This is a genomic window from Nocardia sp. NPDC050697, from assembly GCF_040654395.1.
Classification (GTDB): Bacteria; Actinomycetota; Actinomycetes; order Mycobacteriales; family Mycobacteriaceae; genus Nocardia.
Genome location: NZ_JBFAHY010000013.1, coordinates 118,780 through 139,708 on the forward strand (window position 1 = coordinate 118,780; position 20,929 = coordinate 139,708).

18 protein-coding genes are annotated in these 20,929 nt (G+C 72.1%); 9 read left to right on the forward strand and 9 right to left on the reverse strand.

Annotation, left to right across the window (positions count from 1 at the left end):
* Window positions 1–83 precede the first annotated feature (83 nt).
* Window positions 84–1,514 carry an amidase gene (locus AB0H71_RS32240; RefSeq protein ID WP_357028730.1) on the forward strand — a complete coding sequence of 477 codons (1,431 nt, stop codon included), beginning with the start codon at window positions 84–86 and terminating at the stop codon, window positions 1,512–1,514.
* A gap of 204 nt (window positions 1,515–1,718) precedes the next feature.
* Complete coding sequence (locus tag AB0H71_RS32245; protein WP_357028859.1) at window positions 1,719–2,879, forward strand: lipase family protein; 1,161 nt, start codon at window positions 1,719–1,721, stop codon at window positions 2,877–2,879.
* Window positions 2,880–2,946: 67 nt separating this feature from the next.
* Here the strand turns inward: AB0H71_RS32245 and AB0H71_RS32250 are convergent, their stop codons facing one another.
* The gene (locus tag AB0H71_RS32250; RefSeq protein ID WP_357028734.1) at window positions 2,947–3,954 is read right to left on the reverse strand and encodes a hemolysin family protein; all 1,008 of its coding nucleotides are present in this window, start codon (window positions 3,952–3,954) and stop codon (window positions 2,947–2,949) included.
* On the reverse strand, window positions 3,947–5,281 hold the full coding sequence (locus AB0H71_RS32255; protein ID WP_357028737.1) for a hemolysin family protein: 1,335 nt from the start codon (window positions 5,279–5,281) through the stop codon (window positions 3,947–3,949). Before AB0H71_RS32255 ends, AB0H71_RS32250 begins: the two co-directional genes overlap by 8 nt.
* A gap of 268 nt (window positions 5,282–5,549) precedes the next feature.
* Between AB0H71_RS32255 and AB0H71_RS32260 the strand changes: the two genes are divergently transcribed.
* Complete coding sequence (locus tag AB0H71_RS32260) at window positions 5,550–6,293, forward strand: VTT domain-containing protein (RefSeq protein WP_357028862.1); 744 nt, start codon at window positions 5,550–5,552, stop codon at window positions 6,291–6,293.
* A gap of 10 nt (window positions 6,294–6,303) precedes the next feature.
* Here AB0H71_RS32260 and AB0H71_RS32265 read toward each other — a convergent pair whose 3' ends face one another.
* Entirely contained in the window at window positions 6,304–7,554 is a 1,251-nt protein-coding gene (locus tag AB0H71_RS32265) for a helix-turn-helix domain-containing protein (protein ID WP_357028740.1), read from the reverse strand.
* A gap of 121 nt (window positions 7,555–7,675) precedes the next feature.
* Here AB0H71_RS32265 and AB0H71_RS32270 point away from each other — a divergent pair, with 121 nt between their 5' ends.
* Entirely contained in the window at window positions 7,676–8,917 is a 1,242-nt protein-coding gene (locus AB0H71_RS32270; protein WP_357028743.1) for a PucR family transcriptional regulator, read from the forward strand.
* Here the strand turns inward: AB0H71_RS32270 and AB0H71_RS32275 are convergent.
* The 3 genes from AB0H71_RS32275 to AB0H71_RS32285 are packed head-to-tail and all read right to left on the reverse strand — an operon-like array spanning window position 8,914 to window position 12,579.
* Window positions 8,914–10,983 carry an MMPL family transporter gene (locus tag AB0H71_RS32275; protein WP_357028746.1) on the reverse strand — a complete coding sequence of 690 codons (2,070 nt, stop codon included), beginning with the start codon at window positions 10,981–10,983 and terminating at the stop codon, window positions 8,914–8,916. The genes AB0H71_RS32270 and AB0H71_RS32275 overlap by 4 nt on opposite strands.
* A 49-nt stretch (window positions 10,984–11,032) precedes the next feature.
* On the reverse strand, window positions 11,033–12,121 hold the full coding sequence (locus AB0H71_RS32280) for an NAD(P)-dependent alcohol dehydrogenase (RefSeq protein WP_357028749.1): 1,089 nt from the start codon (window positions 12,119–12,121) through the stop codon (window positions 11,033–11,035).
* Window positions 12,118–12,579, reverse strand: a complete 462-nt coding sequence (locus AB0H71_RS32285) for a DUF4334 domain-containing protein (protein ID WP_357028751.1) — start codon at window positions 12,577–12,579, stop codon at window positions 12,118–12,120. Before AB0H71_RS32285 ends, AB0H71_RS32280 begins: the two co-directional genes overlap by 4 nt.
* A gap of 84 nt (window positions 12,580–12,663) precedes the next feature.
* Here AB0H71_RS32285 and AB0H71_RS32290 point away from each other — a divergent pair, with 84 nt between their 5' ends.
* On the forward strand, window positions 12,664–13,221 hold the full coding sequence (locus AB0H71_RS32290) for a TetR family transcriptional regulator (protein WP_357028754.1): 558 nt from the start codon (window positions 12,664–12,666) through the stop codon (window positions 13,219–13,221).
* A gap of 225 nt (window positions 13,222–13,446) precedes the next feature.
* Here the strand turns inward: AB0H71_RS32290 and AB0H71_RS32295 are convergent, their stop codons facing one another.
* On the reverse strand, window positions 13,447–14,019 hold the full coding sequence (locus AB0H71_RS32295) for a TetR/AcrR family transcriptional regulator (RefSeq protein ID WP_357028757.1): 573 nt from the start codon (window positions 14,017–14,019) through the stop codon (window positions 13,447–13,449).
* 251 nt (window positions 14,020–14,270) lie between these two features.
* Between AB0H71_RS32295 and AB0H71_RS32300 the strand changes: the two genes are divergently transcribed.
* Both AB0H71_RS32300 and AB0H71_RS32305 read left to right on the forward strand, forming a co-directional pair.
* Window positions 14,271–15,692 (forward strand): NAD(P)/FAD-dependent oxidoreductase, encoded by a 1,422-nt coding sequence (locus AB0H71_RS32300; protein WP_357028760.1) that lies wholly within the window; start codon window positions 14,271–14,273, stop codon window positions 15,690–15,692.
* The gene (locus tag AB0H71_RS32305) at window positions 15,685–17,487 is read left to right on the forward strand and encodes an FAD-dependent oxidoreductase (RefSeq protein ID WP_357028763.1); all 1,803 of its coding nucleotides are present in this window, start codon (window positions 15,685–15,687) and stop codon (window positions 17,485–17,487) included. The genes AB0H71_RS32300 and AB0H71_RS32305 overlap by 8 nt, the downstream gene beginning before the upstream one ends.
* Before the next feature lie 139 nt (window positions 17,488–17,626).
* On the opposite strand, the gene AB0H71_RS32310 is transcribed toward AB0H71_RS32305, so the two are convergent.
* A complete protein-coding gene (locus AB0H71_RS32310; protein ID WP_357028766.1) occupies window positions 17,627–18,130 on the reverse strand; it encodes a DUF1992 domain-containing protein in 504 nt (167 codons plus the stop codon).
* Between the two features lie 100 nt (window positions 18,131–18,230).
* Here AB0H71_RS32310 and AB0H71_RS32315 point away from each other — a divergent pair, with 100 nt between their 5' ends.
* Both AB0H71_RS32315 and AB0H71_RS32320 read left to right on the forward strand, forming a co-directional pair.
* Window positions 18,231–18,755, forward strand: coding sequence for a hypothetical protein (locus AB0H71_RS32315; RefSeq protein WP_357028769.1), 525 nt, complete (start codon window positions 18,231–18,233; stop codon window positions 18,753–18,755).
* Complete coding sequence (locus tag AB0H71_RS32320; protein ID WP_357028772.1) at window positions 18,713–19,021, forward strand: hypothetical protein; 309 nt, start codon at window positions 18,713–18,715, stop codon at window positions 19,019–19,021. The genes AB0H71_RS32315 and AB0H71_RS32320 overlap by 43 nt, the downstream gene beginning before the upstream one ends.
* A gap of 3 nt (window positions 19,022–19,024) precedes the next feature.
* Here AB0H71_RS32320 and fadD11 read toward each other — a convergent pair whose 3' ends face one another.
* Window positions 19,025–20,854, reverse strand: coding sequence for a fatty acid--CoA ligase FadD11 (gene fadD11 / locus AB0H71_RS32325; protein ID WP_357028775.1), 1,830 nt, complete (start codon window positions 20,852–20,854; stop codon window positions 19,025–19,027).
* Window positions 20,855–20,929: the final 75 nt, after the last annotated feature.

Below are 20,929 nucleotides of genomic sequence, written 5' to 3' on the forward strand. Positions count from 1 at the left end.
CGCAGGAAAGGTTAGCCTTTCCTGACCTGACGTGGGAACCCGATTCTCACCCCCGGCGGGTGGCGTCTTCTAGATTTGGTCAGGTGACCACCGACGCTCGCATCCCCGCCGCCGCCCGCATCCACGCCTTCACCGACGACGCGCTCGGCGAGCACGATGCCCTCGCGCTCGCCGAGCTGGTGCGCCGCGGCGAGCGATCCCCCGGCGAACTCGCGGCGGCGGCGGCGCGCCGCGCGGCGGCGGTCGCGGAGCTGGCCGCGGTGGCCTACCGGAGCTTCGCCGAGCCGGTGTTCCCGGTGCGGGCCGACGGCGTCTTCGCCGGGGTGCCCACCTTCGTCAAGGACAATTCAGACATTACAGGCATGCCGAGCAACCACGGGACGGCGGCCTTCACCGCTCGGCCCGCCCGCGGCACCGACGCCTACGTCCGGGAGTTCCTGAGCACCGGCGCCGTGGTCATCGGCAAGAGCGCGCTGCCGGAGTTCGGCTTCAATGCCAGCACCGAGCCGGAGTTCGCCGCGCCGACCCGGAATCCGTGGAACCCCGCGCACTCCGCGGGCGGCTCCTCCGGCGGGGCCGCCGCGCTGGTGGCGGCGGGGGTGGTGCCCTTCGCGCACGGCAACGACGGCGGCGGCTCGATCCGGATCCCGGCGGCGAGCACCGGGCTGGTCGGGCTCAAGCCGAGCCGGGGCAGGCACGCCGACTCCCGGCTGGCCCGGCTGCTCCCGCTGAACATCGTGAGCGAGGGAGTGCTCACCAGGACCGTGCGGGATACCGCCGCCTTCACCGCCGCCATCGAGCGCAGGCACCCGAGCCGGGCGCTGCCGCCCATCGGCTCGGTCGAGGGGCCGCCGGAGCGGCCGCTGCGGATCGCGGTGCTGCTGGAGTCGGCCGCCGGGCCGGTGGCCGACCCGGCGGTGCGCGAGTCGGTGCGGCGGGTCGCGGAGCTGCTGAGCGCGCACGGCCACCGCGTCGAGGAGATATCGCTGCCCTTCGTCGCGGCCGTGGAGACGGCGTTCCTGCACTACTGGGCCCTGCTCGCGGCGGTGGTCACCGATACCGGCAAGCTGCTGGCCGACCGGCACTTCGACCGCTCCCGGCTGGACGGGCTGACCAGGGGGCTGCGCGGCAAGTTCTACCGCGAGATCTGGCGCACCCCCGGCGCGCTGCGCACGCTGGCCCGCGCGTACCGCACCTACGAGGCCGAGATGGGCGCCTACGACGCGGTGCTCATCCCCACCCTCGGCCACAGCACCCCGCCGCTCGGCCACCTCGCCCCCACCGTGCCCTTCGACGAGCTGCTCGACCGGCTGCGCGTATACGTCGGTTTCACCCCGCTGAACAACATCACCGGCACCCCGTCGATCTCGGTGCCCGCCGGCCTCGCCCCCTCCGGCGTCCCGCTCGGCGTGCAGTTCGCCGGGGTGCGCGGCGCCGAACGGACGCTGCTGCAACTGGCCTACCTCGTGGAGGCCGAGCTGCCGTTCCCGAAGATCACCGCGCCCCGCATCTGAAGGCGGGCGACCGCACTTGACCGGCGGCAATGTGCGTACCCGGTGTGAAACACACAAAACACGAACGACCGCGTTTGTGAACCTTCCTCCCTTCGATTCGGCGAGTGGAAGATCATTCTCGAAGTTCGATACTGTGCGCCCGTTCCCCGCGCTTCATCCGCAGATCGAAGGAAGACCGTGCCCAGAGTTCGAACCAGAATTCTGATCGTCCTGCTGAGCCTGTTCTCGGCCGGAGCGATCGCGGCGCCCGCACAGGCGCAGCCGCTGTTTCCGACCCCGGATCCCGATCCGTTCTTCACCGCGCCGGCGAACCTGGCCGACTACGCCCCCGGCGATGTCGTGCGCACCAGGAAGGTCGACTCCGGCATGTACGTCGGGACCGACATCCACCAGGTGGCGTTCCGCTCCACCGACTCGTCGGACCACCCGATCATGGGCATGACCACGGTGCTGCTGCCGATCGGCGTGCAGAACCCGCCGCTCGTCTCCTACCAGGCGCTGATCAACTCGCTGGGCACGCAGTGCAACCCGTCCCGCTCGCTCTTCAACGGCGAGCTGCAGGACGCCCCCGGCGCCATGCTGCCCATCGGCAGGGGCTGGGCCATCAGCATGCCGGACTACCTCGGCCCGCACGTCGCCTACGGCGCCGCCAAGCTGGGCGGGCAGATGACGCTGGACAGCGTGCGCGCCGTGCAGAAGGCCACCGAGCTGGGGCTCGGCAACTCCAAGGTGGCGCTGGCCGGGTACTCCGGCGGCGGCATGGCAACCGCGTGGGCCGCCGCGCTGCAGCCCACCTACGCCCCCGAGCTGGAGCTGACCGCGGTCGCCGCGGGCGGTGTCCCCGCCGACCTGGAGCAGATGGCGCTCTCGCTCGGCTTCGAGCCGCACATCGGCTTCGGCCTCGCCTTCGCGGCCGCCATGGGGCTGGAGCGCGAGTACCCGGACCGGCTGCCGATCAGCGACCAGCTGAACCCGAACGGCCTGTGGTTCCGCGAGTTCACGCACGACGCCTGCCGCCGCTTCCTGCTCTTCCACGGCGCGTACCGGAGCGCGGACCAGATGGCCGCCAGCAAGGCGCTGATGGACTCGCCGGAGGCGCGCGCGGTGCTGCACGAGAACAGCCTGGTCGACTTCCCCGGCACCCCGACCGCGCCGATCATGCTGTGGCAGGGCCGGTACGACCAGCTCACCGCCTTCGCGCCGCTGGAGCGGACGGCGAACCGCTGGTGCGCCGCGGGCACCCCGCTGAAGTTCTCGCCCTACGACATCGCCGAGCACATGACCACCGCGGTGGCCGGCTTCGGCGAGGCGTGGAGCTACATCGAGTCCCGCTTCAACGGTGAACCCGCCGAGGTCACCTGCTGACACCGCGGAGAGTACGGAACGGAGCGGGCCGGGTTCGAGCGAACCCGGCCCGCTCCTTTTCGCGGTGTCAGGCCGTCCTGGTCGGCATGAGCGCGCGCAGGATGTCGGTCAGCGTGATCACGCCGAGCAGCCGCTCGTCCCGGTAGACCAGGGCGAGGTGGTTGCGCGAATCCTGCAGCGTCTGCAGCACCTGATAGGCCGGGGTCTGCGCGGTGAGCACCGGCACCGGCCGCATCAGGTCGCGGGCGCGGGCGCCCGCCGGGGCACAGAGCGTGTCCCGTGCGTGCACGACGCCGGTGATGGCGCCGTCCTCGGTGACCAGCAGCCGGAGGTGCCCGGCGGCGCGCGCCCGGTCCCGGATCCGGGCGGGCTCGGCGTCCGCGGGGACCGAGCTCGGCTCGGCCCCGGTGTCGACCATGTCGCCCACGGTCCGGTCCTCCAGCTCCAGCGCGGCGGCCAGCCTGCGGTGGTCGTGCGGGTCGAGCGCGCCGACCGTCGCGGAGTGCTCGACCAGGTGCCGCAGCGTCTCCGGGTCCTGCCCGGCCGCGACCTCGTCCACCGGCTGCACCCCGACCACCCGCAGGCAGCGGTTGGCCAGCCGGTTCAGCGCCACGATCAGCGGCCGGGTGAACCACATGAAGCCGCGCATGGGAATCGCCAGCAGGATGGCCGAGCGCTCCGGGTGCGCGATGGCCCACGACTTCGGCGCCATCTCACCGATCACCAGGTGCAGGAAGGTGACGACGAAGAGCGCCAGCACGAAGCCGCCGGCGTCGGCGAGCCCGGACGGCGCGCCGATCGCCGCCAGCCCCGGGGTGATCCAGTGGTGCACCGCGGGCTTGGTGATGGCGCCGAGCGCCAGCGTGCAGACGGTGATGCCGAGCTGCGAGCCGGCCAGCAGCACCGAGAGCTCGGTGGCGCTGCGCAGCGCGGCGCGGGCCGCGCGGCTGTGCGCCGCGGCGTCCTCCAGCCGATTGCGCCGCGCCGCGATCAGCGCGAACTCCACCGCCACGAAGAACGCGCTGGCGGCGATGAGCCCGGTCGTGATCAGGGCGACGAGCACCGGGTCATCCATCGGAGGTCACCACCCGCACGAAGAGCGCCGACGGCACGTGCTTGCCGATGGCGACCACCTCGGCGCGCAGCAGCGCCCGCTCCGGGCCGGGGTGCAGCGGGTCGTGCTCGGCGGGCAGCGGCACCTCGACGGTCTCGCCCACCGCGGGCAGCCCGCCGTGCGCGGTGATGACCAGCCCGGCCAGCGTCTCGTAGTCGCCCGCCGGGAGCGGCCGCTCCAGCACCCGCTCGGCCTCGTCCAGGTGGATGTCGCCGGGCAGCTCCCAGCCGCCGTCCACCCGGCGCACGGTGGCCGGGTCGACCGCGGGGTCGTGCTCGTCGGCCAGCTCGCCGACCAGCTCCTCGGCCATGTCCTCGACGGTGACCAGCCCGGCGAAGCCGCCGTACTCGTCCACCACCAGCGCCATCTCCTCGCCCGCCTCGACCAGCCGGTCGAGCACCTCGGTGAGCGGCAGCGTCTCGGGGACCACGACGGCGGGCCGCGCGGCCGCGCCCGCGGTGCCGGAGACGGTGTCGGCCAGCAGGTCGGGCAGGTGCACGATGCCGATGAGGTCGTCGCTGGTCTGCCCGATCACCGGGTACCTGGTGTGGCCGCGGCCCATGAGCGCGCGCACCTCCAGCACCGGGTCGTCGGCGTTCACCGTGTCCACCCGGGGGCGGGGCACCATGGCGTGCTCGGCGGTGCGGGTCGGGAAGTCGAGCATCCGATCGAGCAGCACCGAGAGCCGCGGCGGCAGCTCGCCTGCGTCCCGCGACTCGGCGACGATGTGCGCCAGGTCGCGGGTGGTGGCCGAGTGCTCGACATCGTGCACCGGCTCGATCCGGAGCAGCCGCAGCAGCAGGTTGGAGGCGGCGTCGAAGAGCCGGATGAGCCAGCCGAAGAGCCGCAGGTACCAGGTGGTGGAGAGCGCGAGCGCGCGCGCCACCGGCTCCGGCTTCGCGATGGCCAGGTTCTTCGGGAAGAGCTCGCCGAAGACCATCTGCACGACGGTGGAGAAGGCCACCGCGGCGACCGCGCCGACGCCGACCGCGATCGCGGCCCCGCCGAACAGCTCGCCGATCCCGCGGCCGATGAGCGGCTCCGCGACGTAGCCGACCAGCAGGCCGGTGACGGTGATGCCGAGCTGGGCGCCGGAGAGCATGAAGGAGGTGCGGCGGGTGACGGTGAGCGCGCGCTCCGCGCTCGCGTCCCCGCCGGCCGCCCGCGCCGTCAGCCGGGAGCGATCCACGGCCATGTAGGCGAATTCCTGGGCGACGAAGTAGCCGGTCAGTGCGGTGATGGCCAGCACGACCACGATGCCGAGCGCGATGGTCGCGACGGTCAGCATCGGCGTGCTCCGGGTTCAGGCCGGGATCGGGGCGGAACGGGTTTTCGACGGCGCGTTCGGCGCTTCATGACCTGCTTTCGCTCGAGAGTGTGCTGGGAGTATCGCCCGGGGCGACCACTCCAGAATAGGGCATATCGCCCAGTCAGCCCGGTGCGCGACGTGCCGCGGGGTGTTCGGAGCGTGCCCCCGGCACCCCCGGGGCAAACCTGGAGCTCGATCGGGGCGGATCGATCGTCCCGGTATTCGGTACGGTGGCCTCGTGCTTTCGATCCCCGACACCGTTCTGGCCTCCGATGTGACGAATCTGGCGCTGCTGCCCGGGTTCCTCGACCCGGTGAACCTGCTCAACTCGTTCGGCACCTGGATGCTGGTCGGGCTGCTCGTCGTGGTCTTCATCGAGTCCGGCCTGCTGTTCCCGCTGCTGCCCGGCGACTCGCTGCTCTTCACCGCGGGGCTGATCGTCGCGGGCAAGTCCGCCGACATCGAGCCGTTCGCGCCGCTCTGGCTGCTGCTGATCCTGATCCCGGTGGCCGCGGTCCTCGGCGACCAGGTGGGCTACTCGATCGGGCGCGGCGGCGGCATGAAGCTCTTCAAGAGCGACGACGCCAAGATCTTCAAGAAGAAGTACATCGTCGAGGCGACGCTGTTCTTCGAGAAGCACGGCCCGATCACCATCGTGCTCGCCCGCTTCGTCCCCATCGTGCGCACCTACGCGCCGCTGGTGGCGGGCGCCGCGAAGATGAACTACCCGGTCTTCCTGACCTACAACGTGGTCGGCGGCGTGCTCTGGGGCTCCGGCGTGACGATGCTCGGCTACGCGCTCGGGCAGATCGAGGTCATCCGCGACAACGTCGACCTGATCTTCCTGCTGATCGTCCTGCTCTCGGTGCTGCCGATCCTGTGGGAGATGCTCAAGCGCTTCCGCGGCCGCGGCAAGGACGCGGAGCCCGCGGGCGTCGACCCGGAGGCGACGGCGGTGCTGCCGATCGAGACCGGGCAGCAGCGCCCCTGAGCGCCCCGGTTCAGCGGGTGCGGGCCGGTTCGCCGCCCGCCCCCGCCCGGTAGCTCCGCGCCACCAGCGCCGACCGCAGATACCAGAGGCCCTTCACCTGTCCCGGATCGAAGCCGGTGAGCTGGCCGATGCGTTTGAAGCGGTGGTCGATGGTGTTGGCGTGCACGTAGAGCACCCGCGCGGTGCGCTGCCGGTTCAGGTTGTTGCTGATGTGCACGCGCAGCGTCTCCAGCAGCTCGGGGTTGTCGTCCAGCGGGTCGAGCACCGCGCCGAGGGTGGCACGGGCGGGGCCGGGGCGGGTCAGCTGGTATTCCAGCGCCAGATCGCCGAAGCGGTAGAGCCCGCCGACCAGGTCCAGCCGCTGCACGATGTCGAGCAGCTCGTGCGCCCGGTCCGAGGAGGCGGGGATGTCGTCGGTGGCGCTGTGCACCAGGGTGGCCCGGATCGGCACCTGGGCCGCGGCCGAGAGCTGCTCGACGAACTCGTCGCCGCGCTCCGGGTCGAAGTGCTCCTCGGGGATGAGCACGGTGCCGCCGTCCACGCTGAGCAGCGCCAGCGCGTGGCCGCCGCAGCGGCGGGCCAGCTCGGCCTGCACCCGGCGCAGCTTGCGGCGCGCCACGACGGCGCTGTCCAGCGCCGGGTCCGACTCGTCGCGGTGCGGCGGGACGGCGAGCGCGAGCACGTGGTACGAATCCGCCACCGCGATCCCGCACTCGCGCGCCATGGTCGAGGTGCTGTGCCCGCCGAGCAGCGCGGAGGTGAGCGTGTGCACCGCCGTGTGGTGCTCGTTCACCACGCTCCGCAGCTCCCGCACATAGGCCAGCGCCACGGTCGAGGTGATGCTGTCGACGATGTCGAGGAAGCGGCGCGCGATATCGACCATGGAGTGGTAGTCGCGGGCGGTGGCCTGCGCGCTGATCCGGTCGAAGGCCATCTTCAGCCCCTCGTGCACCGCGTGGTGGATGGTGTCGATCGGAATGCCCTCGCGCGCCCACTCACCGGCGGCCGCGCGCAGCCGGTCGGACTTCTCCGGCGAGGAGTCACCGTCCAGCATCCGCGCGGCGAGCTCCAGGCACACCCGGGTCACGGTGGTGACGTCGCCGCTGATCGCCTCGCCAGGCAGCGTCCCGCAGGTCGCCACGGTGCTGACGAAGTGCCGGACCACCTGCCGCGACATGGTGCGGACATCGCCGAGGTGGGTGGAGGCGGGGCGGCCGGAGACCACCAGATCGCGCTCGACGACGTGCTGTTCGATGGTCATACCGTCCTCTCCGGCGGGCATCCCGCGCGCCCGCGAAGACTCTTCATGCTTCCGTGACCCGCCCCGTGGGCCAAGATCGATTCCGCACCGGATCGGGCAGCCGATGGTGCACAATGCACCGGTGGGATCGGCGGTCGGCTCGGGTGTACGGCAACCTTCGGCACGGGCACGGGAGTTGATCCGGCAGGGCGCCGAGGTCGCGCTCACCGTGCCGCCGGAGTGGCTGGAGGAGCTGCACTCCGCCACCCTCGCCGCCGACGGCATCCGCCCCTACGCCGAGGACCCGCTGCTCATGGCCGCGGTGCGCCGGGTGAACCGGGCCAACATGCTGCACTGGACCACCGCCAATATCCGCGATCCCGGCGCCCCGGTCTCGGTCGCGCTCGACCGGGAGCAGCTCGACCTGGCCCGCGGCGCCGCCCGGCTCGGGCTGAACGAGTCGGCGCTGGAGGCGTACCGGGCCGGCCAGGCCGTCGCCTGGCAGCGCTGGATGACGATCGTCTTCGAGATCACCTCGGACCCACAGGAACTGCAGGAGGTGCTGGAGGTGACCGCGGCCTCCATCGCCCGCTATATGGACGGCATCATCGAGGCGCTCATGACGGTGGTGGCGGTCGAGCGCGCCGCGCTGGACGAGGGCACCGACCCCGCGCGCCGCGAGCTCGTCACCCGGCTCCTCGGCGGCGACCAGGCCGATATCGCCGACGCCGGCAGCCGGCTCGGCTACCCGCTGGACCGGCACCACACCGCCGCCATCGCCTGGACCGACGGCGCCGAGCTGCCCGCCGCCGCCGTGACCGCGGCCTTCGCCCGCTCGGTCGGCGCGTCGGAGGCGCTCGCGGTGCCGCACTCGGCGGCCACGCTGTGGCTCTGGGTGCCCGGCCCCTCGGTGCCCGATCCCGCCATTCTCAACGGTGCGCTGGATCAGCTGCCCGGGGTGCGGATCGCCATCGGCTCACGGGCTTTCGGGCTGGAGGGGTTCCGGCTCGGGCACCAGGACGCGCTCGCCACCCAGCGGGTGCTGGCCCGGCTGCCGGACCGGCGGCTCGCCGATTTCGCCGCGGTGCAGCTCACCGCGCTCCTCGCGGAGAACACCGAGCAGGCGGCGCGATTCGTGCAGCAGACGCTCGGCGGCTTCGCCGACGCCAGCCGGGAGCTGCGCGATTCGGTGCTCACCTTCGTGCAGGAGCAGTGCAATGCCTCGCGCGCGGCCACCCGGCTCTACACGCACCGGAACACGCTGCTGCGCAGGCTCGCTCGCGCCGACGAGCTGCTCCCCCGGCCGCTCGCCGGCAACTCGGTGCACGTGGCGGTCGCGCTGGAGTTGCTGCTCTGGCACGGCGTCGGCCGCCCGCCGGGCTAGGAACCGCTGCGGGACAGCGCATTCGGCCACCAGATGCGCGGCCCGGTGATCGCGAAGAGCGCCGGGATCACCACCGTGCGCACCAGGAAGGTGTCGAGCAGGATGCCGATGCCGACCACGATGCCGAGCTGCGTCAGGGTGATCAGCGGCAGCACCCCGAGCACGCAGAACACCGCCGCCAGCACCACGCCCGCGCTGGTGATCACCGCGCCGGTGGCGGCCACCGCGCGCACCATGCCCGCGGTGGTGCCGTGCTCCGGCGTCTCCTCCTGCGCGCGGGTGACCAGGAAGATGGTGTAGTCCACGCCGAGCGCCACCAGGAAGAGCAGCGCGTAGAGCGGGGTATTGGTGTCGAGGGCGGGGAAGCCGAAGACGTGGATGCTGAGCAGGCTGCCGACCCCGAGCGCGGCCAGCGCGCTGAGCACCGTCACCGCCACCAGCAGCACCGCCGCGGGCACCGCGCGCAGCAGCGCGAGCAGCACCAGGAAGACCACGGCCAGGATCAGCGGAATGACCACCTTCTGGTCGCGCTGCGCGGCATCGCGGATGTCGAGCGCCTCGGCGTCGCTGCCGCCGACCAGCGCCTCGGCGCCGGGAATCCCGGCGACCGCGGCGCGCAGCCCCTCGACCGTCGCGAAGGCCTCGTCCGAGGCGGGCGCCGCCTCCAGCACCACGCTCCAGCGCCGCAGCCCGGTCTCGGAGTCCCCGGTGGCCGTCACCCGGTCCACCCCGTCGACGCCCTCGAGCGCGCGCTGCACCGCATCGCCCGCCTCGGCTCGCGCGACCACCGTGGTCGGGTCGGCCGCGCCGGAGGGGAAGTGCTCGGCGAGCGTGTCGAAGCCGTCCACCGACTCCGCGCTGACCCGGAACTGCTCGGTCTGCGAGAGCCCGACCTCCGCGCCGAGCAGCGCCAGCGCGCAGAGCACGAGCCCCGTGAGCGCCACCCCGGCCACCAGCACCGGCCGGCGCACCACCCCGGCCGCCACCCGCTGCCAGACGCCCTCGCCCGCGCTGTCCCGCTCGTCGACCGGCGGCACGAAGGGCCAGAACACCTTCCGCCCGCAGAGCGCGAGCGCGGGCGGCAGCGCGCCGAGCACGAAGACCGCCGCCACCACCAGCCCGGCGGCGGCGAGAGCGCCGAGGCTGCGGGTGTTCGGCAGCACCGCGAGCAGCAGCACCAGCAGCGCGAGCACCACCGTGGCATTGCTGGCCAGGATGGCCGGGCCCGCGCGGCGCACCGCCCGGCGCAGCGCCTCCCGGTGGTCGGCGTGCCGGTGCAGCTCGTCCCGGTAGCGGGAGACCAGCAGCAGCGCGTAGTTGGTGCCTGCGCCGAAGACGAGCACGCTGGTGATGCCGGAGGTGGAGCCGTCGAAGCTGAGCCCGGTGAGCTCGGCCAGCCCGGTGCCGACCGAGGTCGCCACCCGGTCGGCCAGCCCGACCACCAGCAGCGGCACCAGCCAGAGCACCGGCGAGCGGTAGGTGGCGATCAGCAGGATCGCGACCACCAGCGCGGTCACCGCGAGCAGCGTGACATTGGCGCCGGAGAAGGAGTCGGCGATATCGGCGCCGAAGGCGGGGCCACCGGTGACCTGCACCGCGAGCTCCGGCGGCAGGCCGTCCTTCGCTGCGGTGCGCAGCTCGGCCACCGCGTCGGTGAGCGCGAAGCCGTTGAGCGCGGCGTCCACCGGCACCTGGCCGAGCGCCGCCGCGCCGTCCGGGGCGGGGATGATCGGCGTCGGCGGGCCGTCGGGCCGCGCCACGCTCGTCGCGCGCATGCGGTCCAGCGTCGCACTCGCCGCTGCCAGGTCGGCATCGGTGAGCCTGCCGTCGTCGGTCCGGGTGACGACGGCGATGGCCGCGGCCACGTCGGCGCCGGGGAACTCCTCCAGCGCGGCGGCGGCGCGCGCCGACTCCGCGCTGTCCGGCAGCGAGTTCGGCGCCTGCCCCGCCGAATCGTTCGAGCCGATCAGCCCGATGGCGGCGACGCCGGCCAGCAGCAGCGCCACCAGCAGCAGCCATGACTTCTTCGCGGAAACCACGGCCGCGTACCGGTCCCAGAAACGCACGGCGCCACTATTTCAGAAAATTAACTGTTAAGCAACGTAACGACCTCGCTCACCAGGTGAGCACCGGTTTCACCACCTCGCCCGCGCGCTGGGCCGCCAGCGCCGCCTCGATCTCGGCGTACGGGAAGGTGGTAACCAGCCGTTCCAGCGGCAAACGTCCCTCGCGGTGCCAGCGCAGCAGCCGCGGGATGAAGACCTGCGGAATGGAGTCGCCCTCCAGGCAGCCGCGGATCGACTTGCCGTTCAGCACCAGGTCGCCCAGGTCGACCGGGGGCACGCCCTGGCCGAGCCCGACCGCGACCACGGTGGCGCCGGTCGCCAGCGCCGCCACCGCGCCGCCGAGCACCGCCGGGATGCCGGTGGTCTCCAGCGCGTGCGTGGCGCCGCCGCCGGTCAGGTCGCGGATCGCGGGCGGGATCTCGGTCTCGGCCGGGTCGAGCGCCGCCTGCGCACCGAGCTCCAGCGCCAGCGCGCGCCGCGCCGCGGAGGTTTCGACGACCGTGATCGCGACATCGTCCAGCGCTTTGGCCGCCAGCAGCGCGGCCATGCCGACCGCGCCCGCGCCGTAGATCACCAGCTGCGCGCCGGGTGCGGGAGCCAGCACGTTCAGCACCGCGCCCGCGCCGGTCTGGAAGCCGCAGCCGAGCGGGGCGGCCAGCGCGAGGTCGGTCTCCGGCCCGACGACGACGGTGTTGTCCTCGGTGGCGAGCGCGTACCCCGCCAGGCTGGACTGCCCGAAGAAGCCGTCCAGCACCGGCGCGCCGTCCAGCGTGACCCGCGGCCCGCCCTCGGCGCGGCGGCCGAAGTTGTTCAGCGCGGTCGCCTTTCGGCAGTAGGCCGGGCGGTCGGCGAGACAGTTCGGGCAGCGCCCGCAGTGCCGGAAGGTGAGCACCACGTGGTCGCCCGGGCGCACATCGGTCACTTTCTCGCCCACCGCCTCGACGATGCCCGCGCCCTCGTGGCCAAGCAGCACCGGCCGGTCGGCCGCGCCCGCCGCGCGCGAGATCAGGTCGGTGTGGCAGACCCCGGAGGCGGTGATCCGCACCAGGATCTCGGTGCCGAGCGGCGCGTCGACCTGCACCTCGGCCAGCTCGAACGGCGCGCCCGGGTCACGGGAGAGCAGCGCGCTCGCCCTCACACCCGCTCCAGCAGGAAGTAGAAGAACTCGCCGTCGGCCAGCACCAGCTCCGGGCGTCCGTTCATGATGCCCATGAGCGTGTTCTCGTCCAGCCACTTGAAGTGGTCGAAGACCGCGCGGCCGTCGTAGACCATGGTCGCCGTGGTCTCGCCGCGGAACTCGATATTCCACAGCGTGGCCTCGCCACCGCCCAGCTCGACATTGGAGAAGAGCGACCCGTCCTCGGCCCGGCAGATCAGCGGCTTGGCATCGTTCAGCGCGTTGAACGTCTTGCCGTACCAGCGGCTCTTCGGCAGCGCCCGGCACAGCGGGTGACCGGTCTGGAAGGCATCACCCTTCCACTGGCCGAGAATCTCCTCCGCGCGAGCGGGCTTCAGCCGGGCCCAGACCTCGTCCAGCTCCGCCGGGGCGACCCCGCCGCTCTCCGCCCGCAACTGCTGCCACCGTGCTTCGCTCATGCGCCCGTCCTCCGCTTCAGAACCGGATGGTTCGGGAACCAGCGTAGAGCCGAACCGGATGGTTCGGCAAGATAGGATCTCGGGATGCGCGCAGCAGGCCACGCCACCCGGGAACGCATTCTCACCGCCGCACGCGCGGAATTCGCGCGACACGGCGTAGCCGGTGCGCGGATCAATCGGATCGCCGCCGACGCGAACGCCAGCAAAGACCGGCTCTACGCGTATTTCCCCGGGAAGACCGAGCTGTATGCGGCGGTCACCGAGCAGTGGGCCACCGAGACCACCAGCAGCACCGCGCTGCGGGCCGAGGATCTCCCCGGGTACGCGGGGCGGTTGTTCGATCACTTCGTCGCGCACCCCGATGATGCGCGGTTGCAGGCCTGGGCGGATCTGGAGGCGCTGGATCCGCGGGTCGATGCGGTGTTGCGGAGGGCTATTACGCCGAAGTTGGAGGAGGTTCGGCGGGGGCAGCGGGATGGGTTGATCACCGCTGATTTCACGCCGGTCGCGCTGTTGCGCATGCTTACCGACCTCACTCGCACTGCCGCTACGCACGCGGTGCAGGCGCGAAAGGCGGACGGTGCGGTTGAGCGCCAGCGGTCGGCTGTTGTTCTTGCCGTGCGGCGTTTGGTCGCACCGTAGGCAGCTTCGAGAGAGGTATGGCTGTGGCCAGCACGGAAGGACACACCCTCATCGGTGATGTGCACCTTCTGCTCACCGACGATCAGGGCCGGATCCTGTTCGGTCGGCGGGCGGGCACCGGATACGCGGACGGCGCGTTCCACCCGCCCTCGAGGCCGGGGAATCGGTGGTGGAGGCGCTGGTGCGCGAGGTCGCTGTCGCTGTACGGCTGGTGATCCGTGCCGTTCAGCTTCTTCCCGGCGCGTCCCCGTAGACGGTGAACCAGATACCGCGCCCGAGCGCCTCGGCCAGCGCCTCATCCCCCACCCCGGTCGGCGCCCCGAACGTGACGGTGATCGACCGCTCGACCATCGAGGTCAGCACGATCGCCGTAGCCGCCGGATCGACCGCCGCACTGATCCGCCCAGCCGCCCGATCGGCATCCAACCGCGTCCGAACCATCTCCATGAACAGCGCCAGCCGCGTATGCCAGTACTCCCGAACGTCCCGGTCGTAGGCGGCGAGTTCGTTCAGCGCGAGCAAGAGATAACGATGTTGGCGAAAACCGGTAATCATCGCCCGCATGGCGCGGATGACGCCCGCCTGCTTGTCGGTGTGCGCGGAACTCCACCACTGCTCGGCGGCGGCGAAGAGATCGGCGGTGGCCAGCTCCGCCATCCGGATCAGGAGGCTGCTCTTGTCCGGGAAGTAGCGGTAGAAGGTGGAGCGCGCCGAGCCGGAGGCGGTGGCGATCCGCTGCACCGCGATCTCGGTGAACGGCGTCCCGTCGGCCAGCAACTCCTCCACCGCGGCCAGCACCCGCTGTTCGAATTCCGCGCGGCGGTCGTCGGTACCCTTCCGTGCGGTGCGGGGAACGCGGGTCAGCGAGGGCACGCCGGGCTCGTCATCCGTCGGTTCGATTCGCGCATGCGTTCCATTCTGCCCCGCCGCACGCGGTCGTTGACTTTTCCCGGACGGGACCGCACTCTTATCGGACATAGTGTCCGAGACTCGGTGACCGACTCCGAAAAGCGTCGTTGACCGGGCGATCTCAGCGTCGAGGCGGTCCCATGCCTGCACCCTCCGTGACGACCATCGACCGCGCGGACGTCGTGGTCGTCGGCGCCCGCTGCGCGGGCAGCGCGGCCGCGCTGACGCTGGCGAAGGCCGGGCGCCGGGTCGTCGCCCTCGATGCCGCCCGCTTCCCGTCGGACACGCTCTCCACGCACCTGCTCTGGCCCTCCGGGCTGGCCGAGATCGAGCGGCTCGGCGCGCTCGACGCCGTCGCCGCGCTCGGCGCGCCCAGACTCACGCACGCCATGGCGGCCATCGCCGGGTACAAGGTCGCCTCGCGCTTCCCCGGCGTCGGGGATATCGACTACGCCATGTGCGTGCGGCGCACCGGGCTGGACGACGCGCTGCTGCGCACCGCCGTCGCCGCCGGGGTGCAGCTGCGCGAGCGCTGCCGGGTCACCGGCCTGCTCTGGGAGGGCGAGCGCTGCGCGGGGGTCAGGTACACCGACCCGGAGGGCGCCGAGGTGGAGCTCCGCGCCACGCTGGTGATCGGCGCCGATGGCAGGCGCAGCACGGTGGCCCGGCTGGTCGGCGCCGACGAGCCGTTCGCGCACCGACCGAGCGGCCGCGACTGCTACTACGCCTACTGGAAGGACACCAGGGAGGACTGGCGGCACATCGCCGCGCAGTGGCGCACCGGCAGCGATCTCGGCACCGCCTTCCCGTGCGACGACGGCCTGCTGCTCTGTCTGGTGCAGCCCGCCGCCACCGGGGAGCGCGGCGGGGTCGGCGCGGCCGAATCCCGCTACGCCGCGGCCATCGAGAACATCCCGGAGCTGGTGGAGCGGCTGCGGGGCTGCACGAAGGTGGGCCGGGTGCGCTCGGCCACCGATATCGCCTCCTACTTCCGCCACTCCAGCGGCCCCGGCTGGGCGCTCCCCGGCGACGCCGGCCACTTCAAGGACCCCGTGACCGCGCAGGGCATCCGGGACGCGCTGCGCTACGGCAGGCTGCTCGGCGAGGCCGCCGCCCCGGTCCTCGACCACCCGGAGCGGCTGGACCGCGCGCTGCGCGACTGGGAGCAGACCCGGGTGCGCGACTGCGTCGACATCTACCAGTGGACCAACAAGCTCGCCCGCGGCGAGACCATCAGCCCGCTGGAACACGCGCTCTACCGCGCCGCCGACACCGACCCCGCCATCTCCGAGACCGTCATCGCGATCTTCTCCCGCACCGTCGACCCCAGCTCCTTCTACACCCCGAAGCGCGCGGGAAAGCTTGCGCTGCAGGCGCTCTGGAACGCGCGCACCGACCCGCTCCCGGTCCTCGCCGATATCGCGCGCACCGCGCGCGACACCCTCGCCGAGCTGGCCGAGGCCCACGAAATCCGCCGCCGATCGCACCGCCCGGCGCCGCCGATGTCCCGTCCCGTCGAACCCTCGCTCACCACGTCCTCTCCAGGAGACGACCATGCCTGACCAGCCCGCGACAGTGCCGTTGCCGGAGCCACGTCCCTCCACCACCGTCCCCCGCCGCGACGTCCTCCGCGGCGCGCTGACCGCGAGCGCCGTCCTCGCCGCCGGCGCCGCCGCGGCCCCCGCCCAGGCGAGCCCGGCCCGCCGCAGCCCCGCGCTACACACCGGCGGCCGCAGCGTCGCGGTGTTCGGCGGCGGCATGGCCGGGCTCTCGGCCGCGCACGAGCTGGTTGAACGCGGCTATCAGGTGACCGTGTACGAACCCGCCTACCTGGGCGGCAAAGCGCGCAGCATGGGGGTCCCGGGCACCGGGCAGGGCGGGCGCATGGATCTGCCCGGCGAGCACGGCTTCCGCTTCTTCCCCGGCTGCTACCAGAACGTCCCGGACACCATGGCTCGCATCCCGTTCCCCGGCAACCCGAATGGCGTGCGGGACAACCTGATCCGGGTCGAGGGCACGGTCGCCGGGTTCCGCGGCAGGCCGCCGCTCTTCGCCCCGATCGAGATCGGCTCGCTGGACCAGCTCACCCCGGAACTACTGGCCAACACCATGATCGGCGCCTTCAGCTTCCTGCCCGAGCTGCCGCCGCACGAGCTCGCCTTCTTCGGCAAGCAGATGACCATGTGGTTCAGCTCCTGCGAGGAGCGCCGCTTCGGGCAGTGGGAGTACGTCACCTGGGCGCAGATCATGCGGGCCGCTGGGAAGTCGCACGCGTACCAGGAGTACCTGGTGAGCGCGCTGACCCGGATCACCGTCGCGGCCAAGCCACACCTGAGTTCGGCGCGCACCATCGGCACCATCGGTGAGGCGCTGGTGCTGGCCGCGACGGGGTTGATTCCGCAGTTCTCCGGTGGTGTGGACCGGATTCTGAACCGGCCGACCAACGAGGCGTGGATCGATCCGTGGGTCGCCTACCTCATGTCGCGCGGGGTGCAGTTCGTGCTGGGTTCCGCGTTGACCCGGCTGAATCTGAGCAATGGCGTCATCGGCTCGGCCACGGTCGGCGGTCGCACCGTCGAAGCCGACTACTACGTGTGCGCGATTCCGGTGGACCGCGCGGTCCCGCTTCTGACCGGCGACATTCTGGATGCCGACCCGGCCCTGGGTGGGATGAGCCAGCTGCTCACCGACTGGATGGTGGGCATCCAGTACTTCCTGCGCCGCACCACCGGGATGCCGGAGGGGCATATCGCCGCGCTCGGCTCGCCGTGGGCGCTCACCGCGCTGCGGCAGGCGCCCATGTGGGTGGGCGATTTCCCCGCCCGGTACGGCGACGGAAGTGCGGTCGAGTGTCTCTCGGTGGACATCTCGGACTGGGATTCGCCCGGGATCGTCTTCGGGCGGACGGCGAAACAGTGCTCGGCCGAGGAGATCTCGATCGAGGTGTGGGCGCAGTTGAAGGAGTGGCTGAATACCAATACCGGGTGGTTGCGGGACGAGGATATCCACTCGTGGCATCTGGATCCGGGGGTGAGCTGGTCCGGTGGGGTCGCGTACAACGAGACGCCGCTGCTGGTGAACACCATCGGTTCGTACGACAACCGGCCCAATGCGCACTGTGCGATTCCGAATCTGTTCTTCGGCGGGGATCATGTGCGGAGCCATATCGATCTGGCGACGATGGAGGGGGCGAACGAGTCCGGGCGGATGGTGGCGAATGCCGTCATGGACGCGGCCGATGATCCGCAGCCGCGGGCCGCTGTTTTCCCGCTGGTCGCGTTGCCCGCTTTCGAGGGGGCGAAGGCGGTGGATCGGGATCGGTATCGGGCCGGGTTGCCGCACATTTTGGATTTCTGAGGGGTTCGGCGGGCAGTGGAAGGGGTTGTCCGCCGATTTCCTCGGGTCGGGCAGTGCGCACGAACCTCGGGGTGTCGGGCGCTATTCGGTGGGCTCGAAGGGGTCGGGCGCCGGCGTTTCGCCGCAAGCGGGTGAGCCGCTACGACCCGGCCGTTCCGCTGCGCCGCCACCAACGGCGCTTCGCTCGCGGGAGCGTTGGTGCGGCCGGTTTCGCGACGGCGCGGGTTGCGCGACGCTGCTCCTCCCGCTCCCGCCGCCACTCCGCGACCACCGCCTCGATATCCACGGTGGACACGGGCACCACCGGCCCGGACGGTATCCGCAGGTACTCGATAATCCGCCGGTTCAGCGCGGCGACTTCGGCGCGCACCTGCTCCTCGGTGGAGCAGTCGCGCACCGTGACCCCGATCCGCTCGGCGTCCCTGCGCAGGAGCAGCGGGGTGGGCAGCATGAGCCCGGTGTCGGCGCCCTCGCGCTGCAGGTAGCTGCGCAACCAGGCATCGTCCTGAACCGGGGCCCCGGCGCCGGGGATCGGCTTTCCGGCACCGCGCAGGTTGCGGAACTCCCCGCGCTCCTCCGCCTCCCTGATCTGCTTGTCCACCCAGGATTCGAAACTCTGCCGCGCCGGTTTCCGCTCCGTCACCGGCGCGCGCTCCCGTCTGCGCCCATGACTCCAGGGTACGGAGACTGCCGTCCGATCGAAGGACACCGCGAACCCGCCGCACCCAGCACCATCGGACGGCATGGAGCACGCCGCGCAGTCCGCGATCGTCACGCCGGGCAGGCGCGTGGCCGCTTGGTCGCTGGACTTCGGCGTCGTGGTCCTGCTGACCGTCGCGCTCGGCTGGGTCACCCAATGCCGGATCGGCGACTATCTGTCCGACTGGCCCTCGCTCGGCGCGAGCAGTGCGTGGGAGCTCATGGAGTCGGAGGGTGACGTCAAAGCGGCGGGGGTCGAGGTCGGCTCCGGGGTGATGGGTGAGCTCATGTCGCTGGTTACGCAGGGATTTCTGGCGTTGATCGCGCTCACCGCGCTGCTCCGCTTCGCCACACTCGCGTGGACGGGCCACAGCGCGGGCGGCGCGCTCGCCGAGGTGCGGATCGCCGCGCACGGCCCCGACCAGCGGCTCTCCCGCGGCCGGGCGGCCCGGCACGCCATCAGCACGACGGTGAAGGACGTCGGGCTGTATGCGACCGCGTGCATCGCCCTCGTCCAGGCGCCCTCGTGCTCTCCGCACTGCTCTGGCTGCTCGCGGTCGCCGTCCTGATCGCCGACGCGATCCCCGCGCTCCGCCCCGGCGGTCGCAGCCTCTGCGATCGCCTCAGCGGCACCGCCCCGACCCGCGCCTGCCTCTACCGCCGCGCCCTCGACCAGAGCGCCCGCCTGCGCCGCGCGGGTATCGAGGGCACCCAGCAGGCCGTCGCCGCGGGCCGCCGCATCGCTCCCGCCCTCACCTCGTCGGAGCGCGCCCGCCAGGCGAAAGCCGCCGGTCAATGCCTCGGCAACCGCCTGCGCGGCACCCGCTCCGACTGAGCATCACACCGGCTCCGGAACCCCTCCCGGCTCCAGGACCTCACCCGACGGCTCCGCCGCGTAGAGCTCCGCGATCTCCGCGGCGTACTTCTCCGCGATCACCCGCCGCTTCAACTTCAGGGTGAGCGTGAGCTCGTCCCCACCCGCCTCCCAGAACACCGGCAGCACCCGGAACCGCCGAACCTGCTCCACCCGAGCGAGCTTCGCATTCCCCGCGGCCACCCCGGCCGCGATCGCCGCGCGCACCCCGGGATCAGCGGCGAGCGCGGCAGCGGAGGCATCGCCGAGCCCGTGCTGTGCGGCGTAGCGCGGCGCCGTCTCGGCGTCGAGCACCACCAGCGCGGTGTTGTACGGCCGCCCGTCCCCGATCGCCGCCATGGCCCCGATCAGCGGCGTCGCCGCCTTGACGGTGTTCTCGATCGCGGTCGGCGACATGTTCTTGCCGGAAGCATTGATGATCAGCTCCTTCTTCCGGTCGACCACCCGCAGGAACCCGTCGTCGTCGATGGTCACCACGTCACCGGTGTGCAGCCACCCGTCGGCGTCGATGGCCTCGGCCGTCTTCGAGGGCTCCCCGCGATACCCCTTCATCACCAGCGGCCCGCGCACCAGCAACTCCCCGTCGGCGGCCACCCGAGCCTCCATCCCGGGCAGCAGCGTGCCGACGCTTCCGAGCTTGGCATCCGCGGGATGGCTGACGCTGCAGATGCAGGCCAGCTCGGACATGCCCCAGATCTCCGCGATGGGAATGCCGAGCCCGGCGAAGAAGCCGAGCGTCTCCGGCGGGATGGGCGCGGCGCCGGACATGGCCCAGCGCACCCGGTCCAGCCCGAGCTTGGCGCGCAGCCGGCCGAGGACCAGCGCGTCGGCGCGCTGCCACTCGACGGCCAGCTCCTCGGGCACCGGGGCACCGGCCAGCTGCCTGGCGCTGCGCCGCGCGGCGACGTCGAGCGCCCAGCGCAGGCCGGTGCGCTTCTGCTCGTCCGGCTCGGCCGCGACCGCGAATTCGACGGCGGCGCGCAGTTTTTCCCACACGCGCGGCACCGCGCCCCAGATGGTGGGGCGCAGCTCGGCGAGCGCGGGCGCGATCCCGGCCGGGTCGGCGACGCAGGTGACCTGGGTGCCGAAGACCTCCTGGAAGTAGAGCGCGGTGAGCCGGTCGGCGATGTGCGCGGTCGGCATGTAGGAGGTGATGGTGTCGCCGAAGCGGATGCCGAGCACCTCCTCGACCGCGTACGACTCGAAGAGCAGCGCGGCGTGCGTGGTCTCCACGCCCTTGGGGTTGCCGGTGGTGCCCGAGGTGTAGATGAGGGTGGCGACGTCGTCCGGCCGGACCGCCCGCCAGGCCGCGTCGAAGTCGAACTCCGGATCGCCGCCCGCGATCAGCTCCGCGACCCCGACGGTGCCCTCCGGCGCCTCGTCCACGCAGACGATGTGGTCAAGCTCGGCGCCGCTGGCGCGTAGCCGCGGCACGTACTGCGGCTCGCAGATCACAACGCGCGCACCGGAATTGCCGAGCACGTGCGCCAGCTGCTCGGGCGCGAGCGTGTTGTAGACGGAGAACGAGGTGGCGCCGAGGTGCTGCGCCCCGACCTCCAGCGGATAGAACTCCACCCGGTTGCCCATCATGAGCGCGACGGTGTCGCCCTTGCGCACGCCGAGCGCGGCCAGCCCGGCGGCGACCGCGCGCACCTCGGCGGCGTAGCCGCGCCAGGTGAGCGTGGTGGTGTCGCCGGGGGTGCGCAGCGCGATGTCGTCCGGCGCGCGGCCCGCGGTGTGCTGGAAGGCGGCGACCAGGGTGTCGAAGCGGGGGTGTTCGGTGGTTCGGCTCACACCCGAGAACGTACATCGCAACAGAAAGTATGGCAATGTTGCATTCGGCGGGCAGCCGACGACCGCGACCGGAGC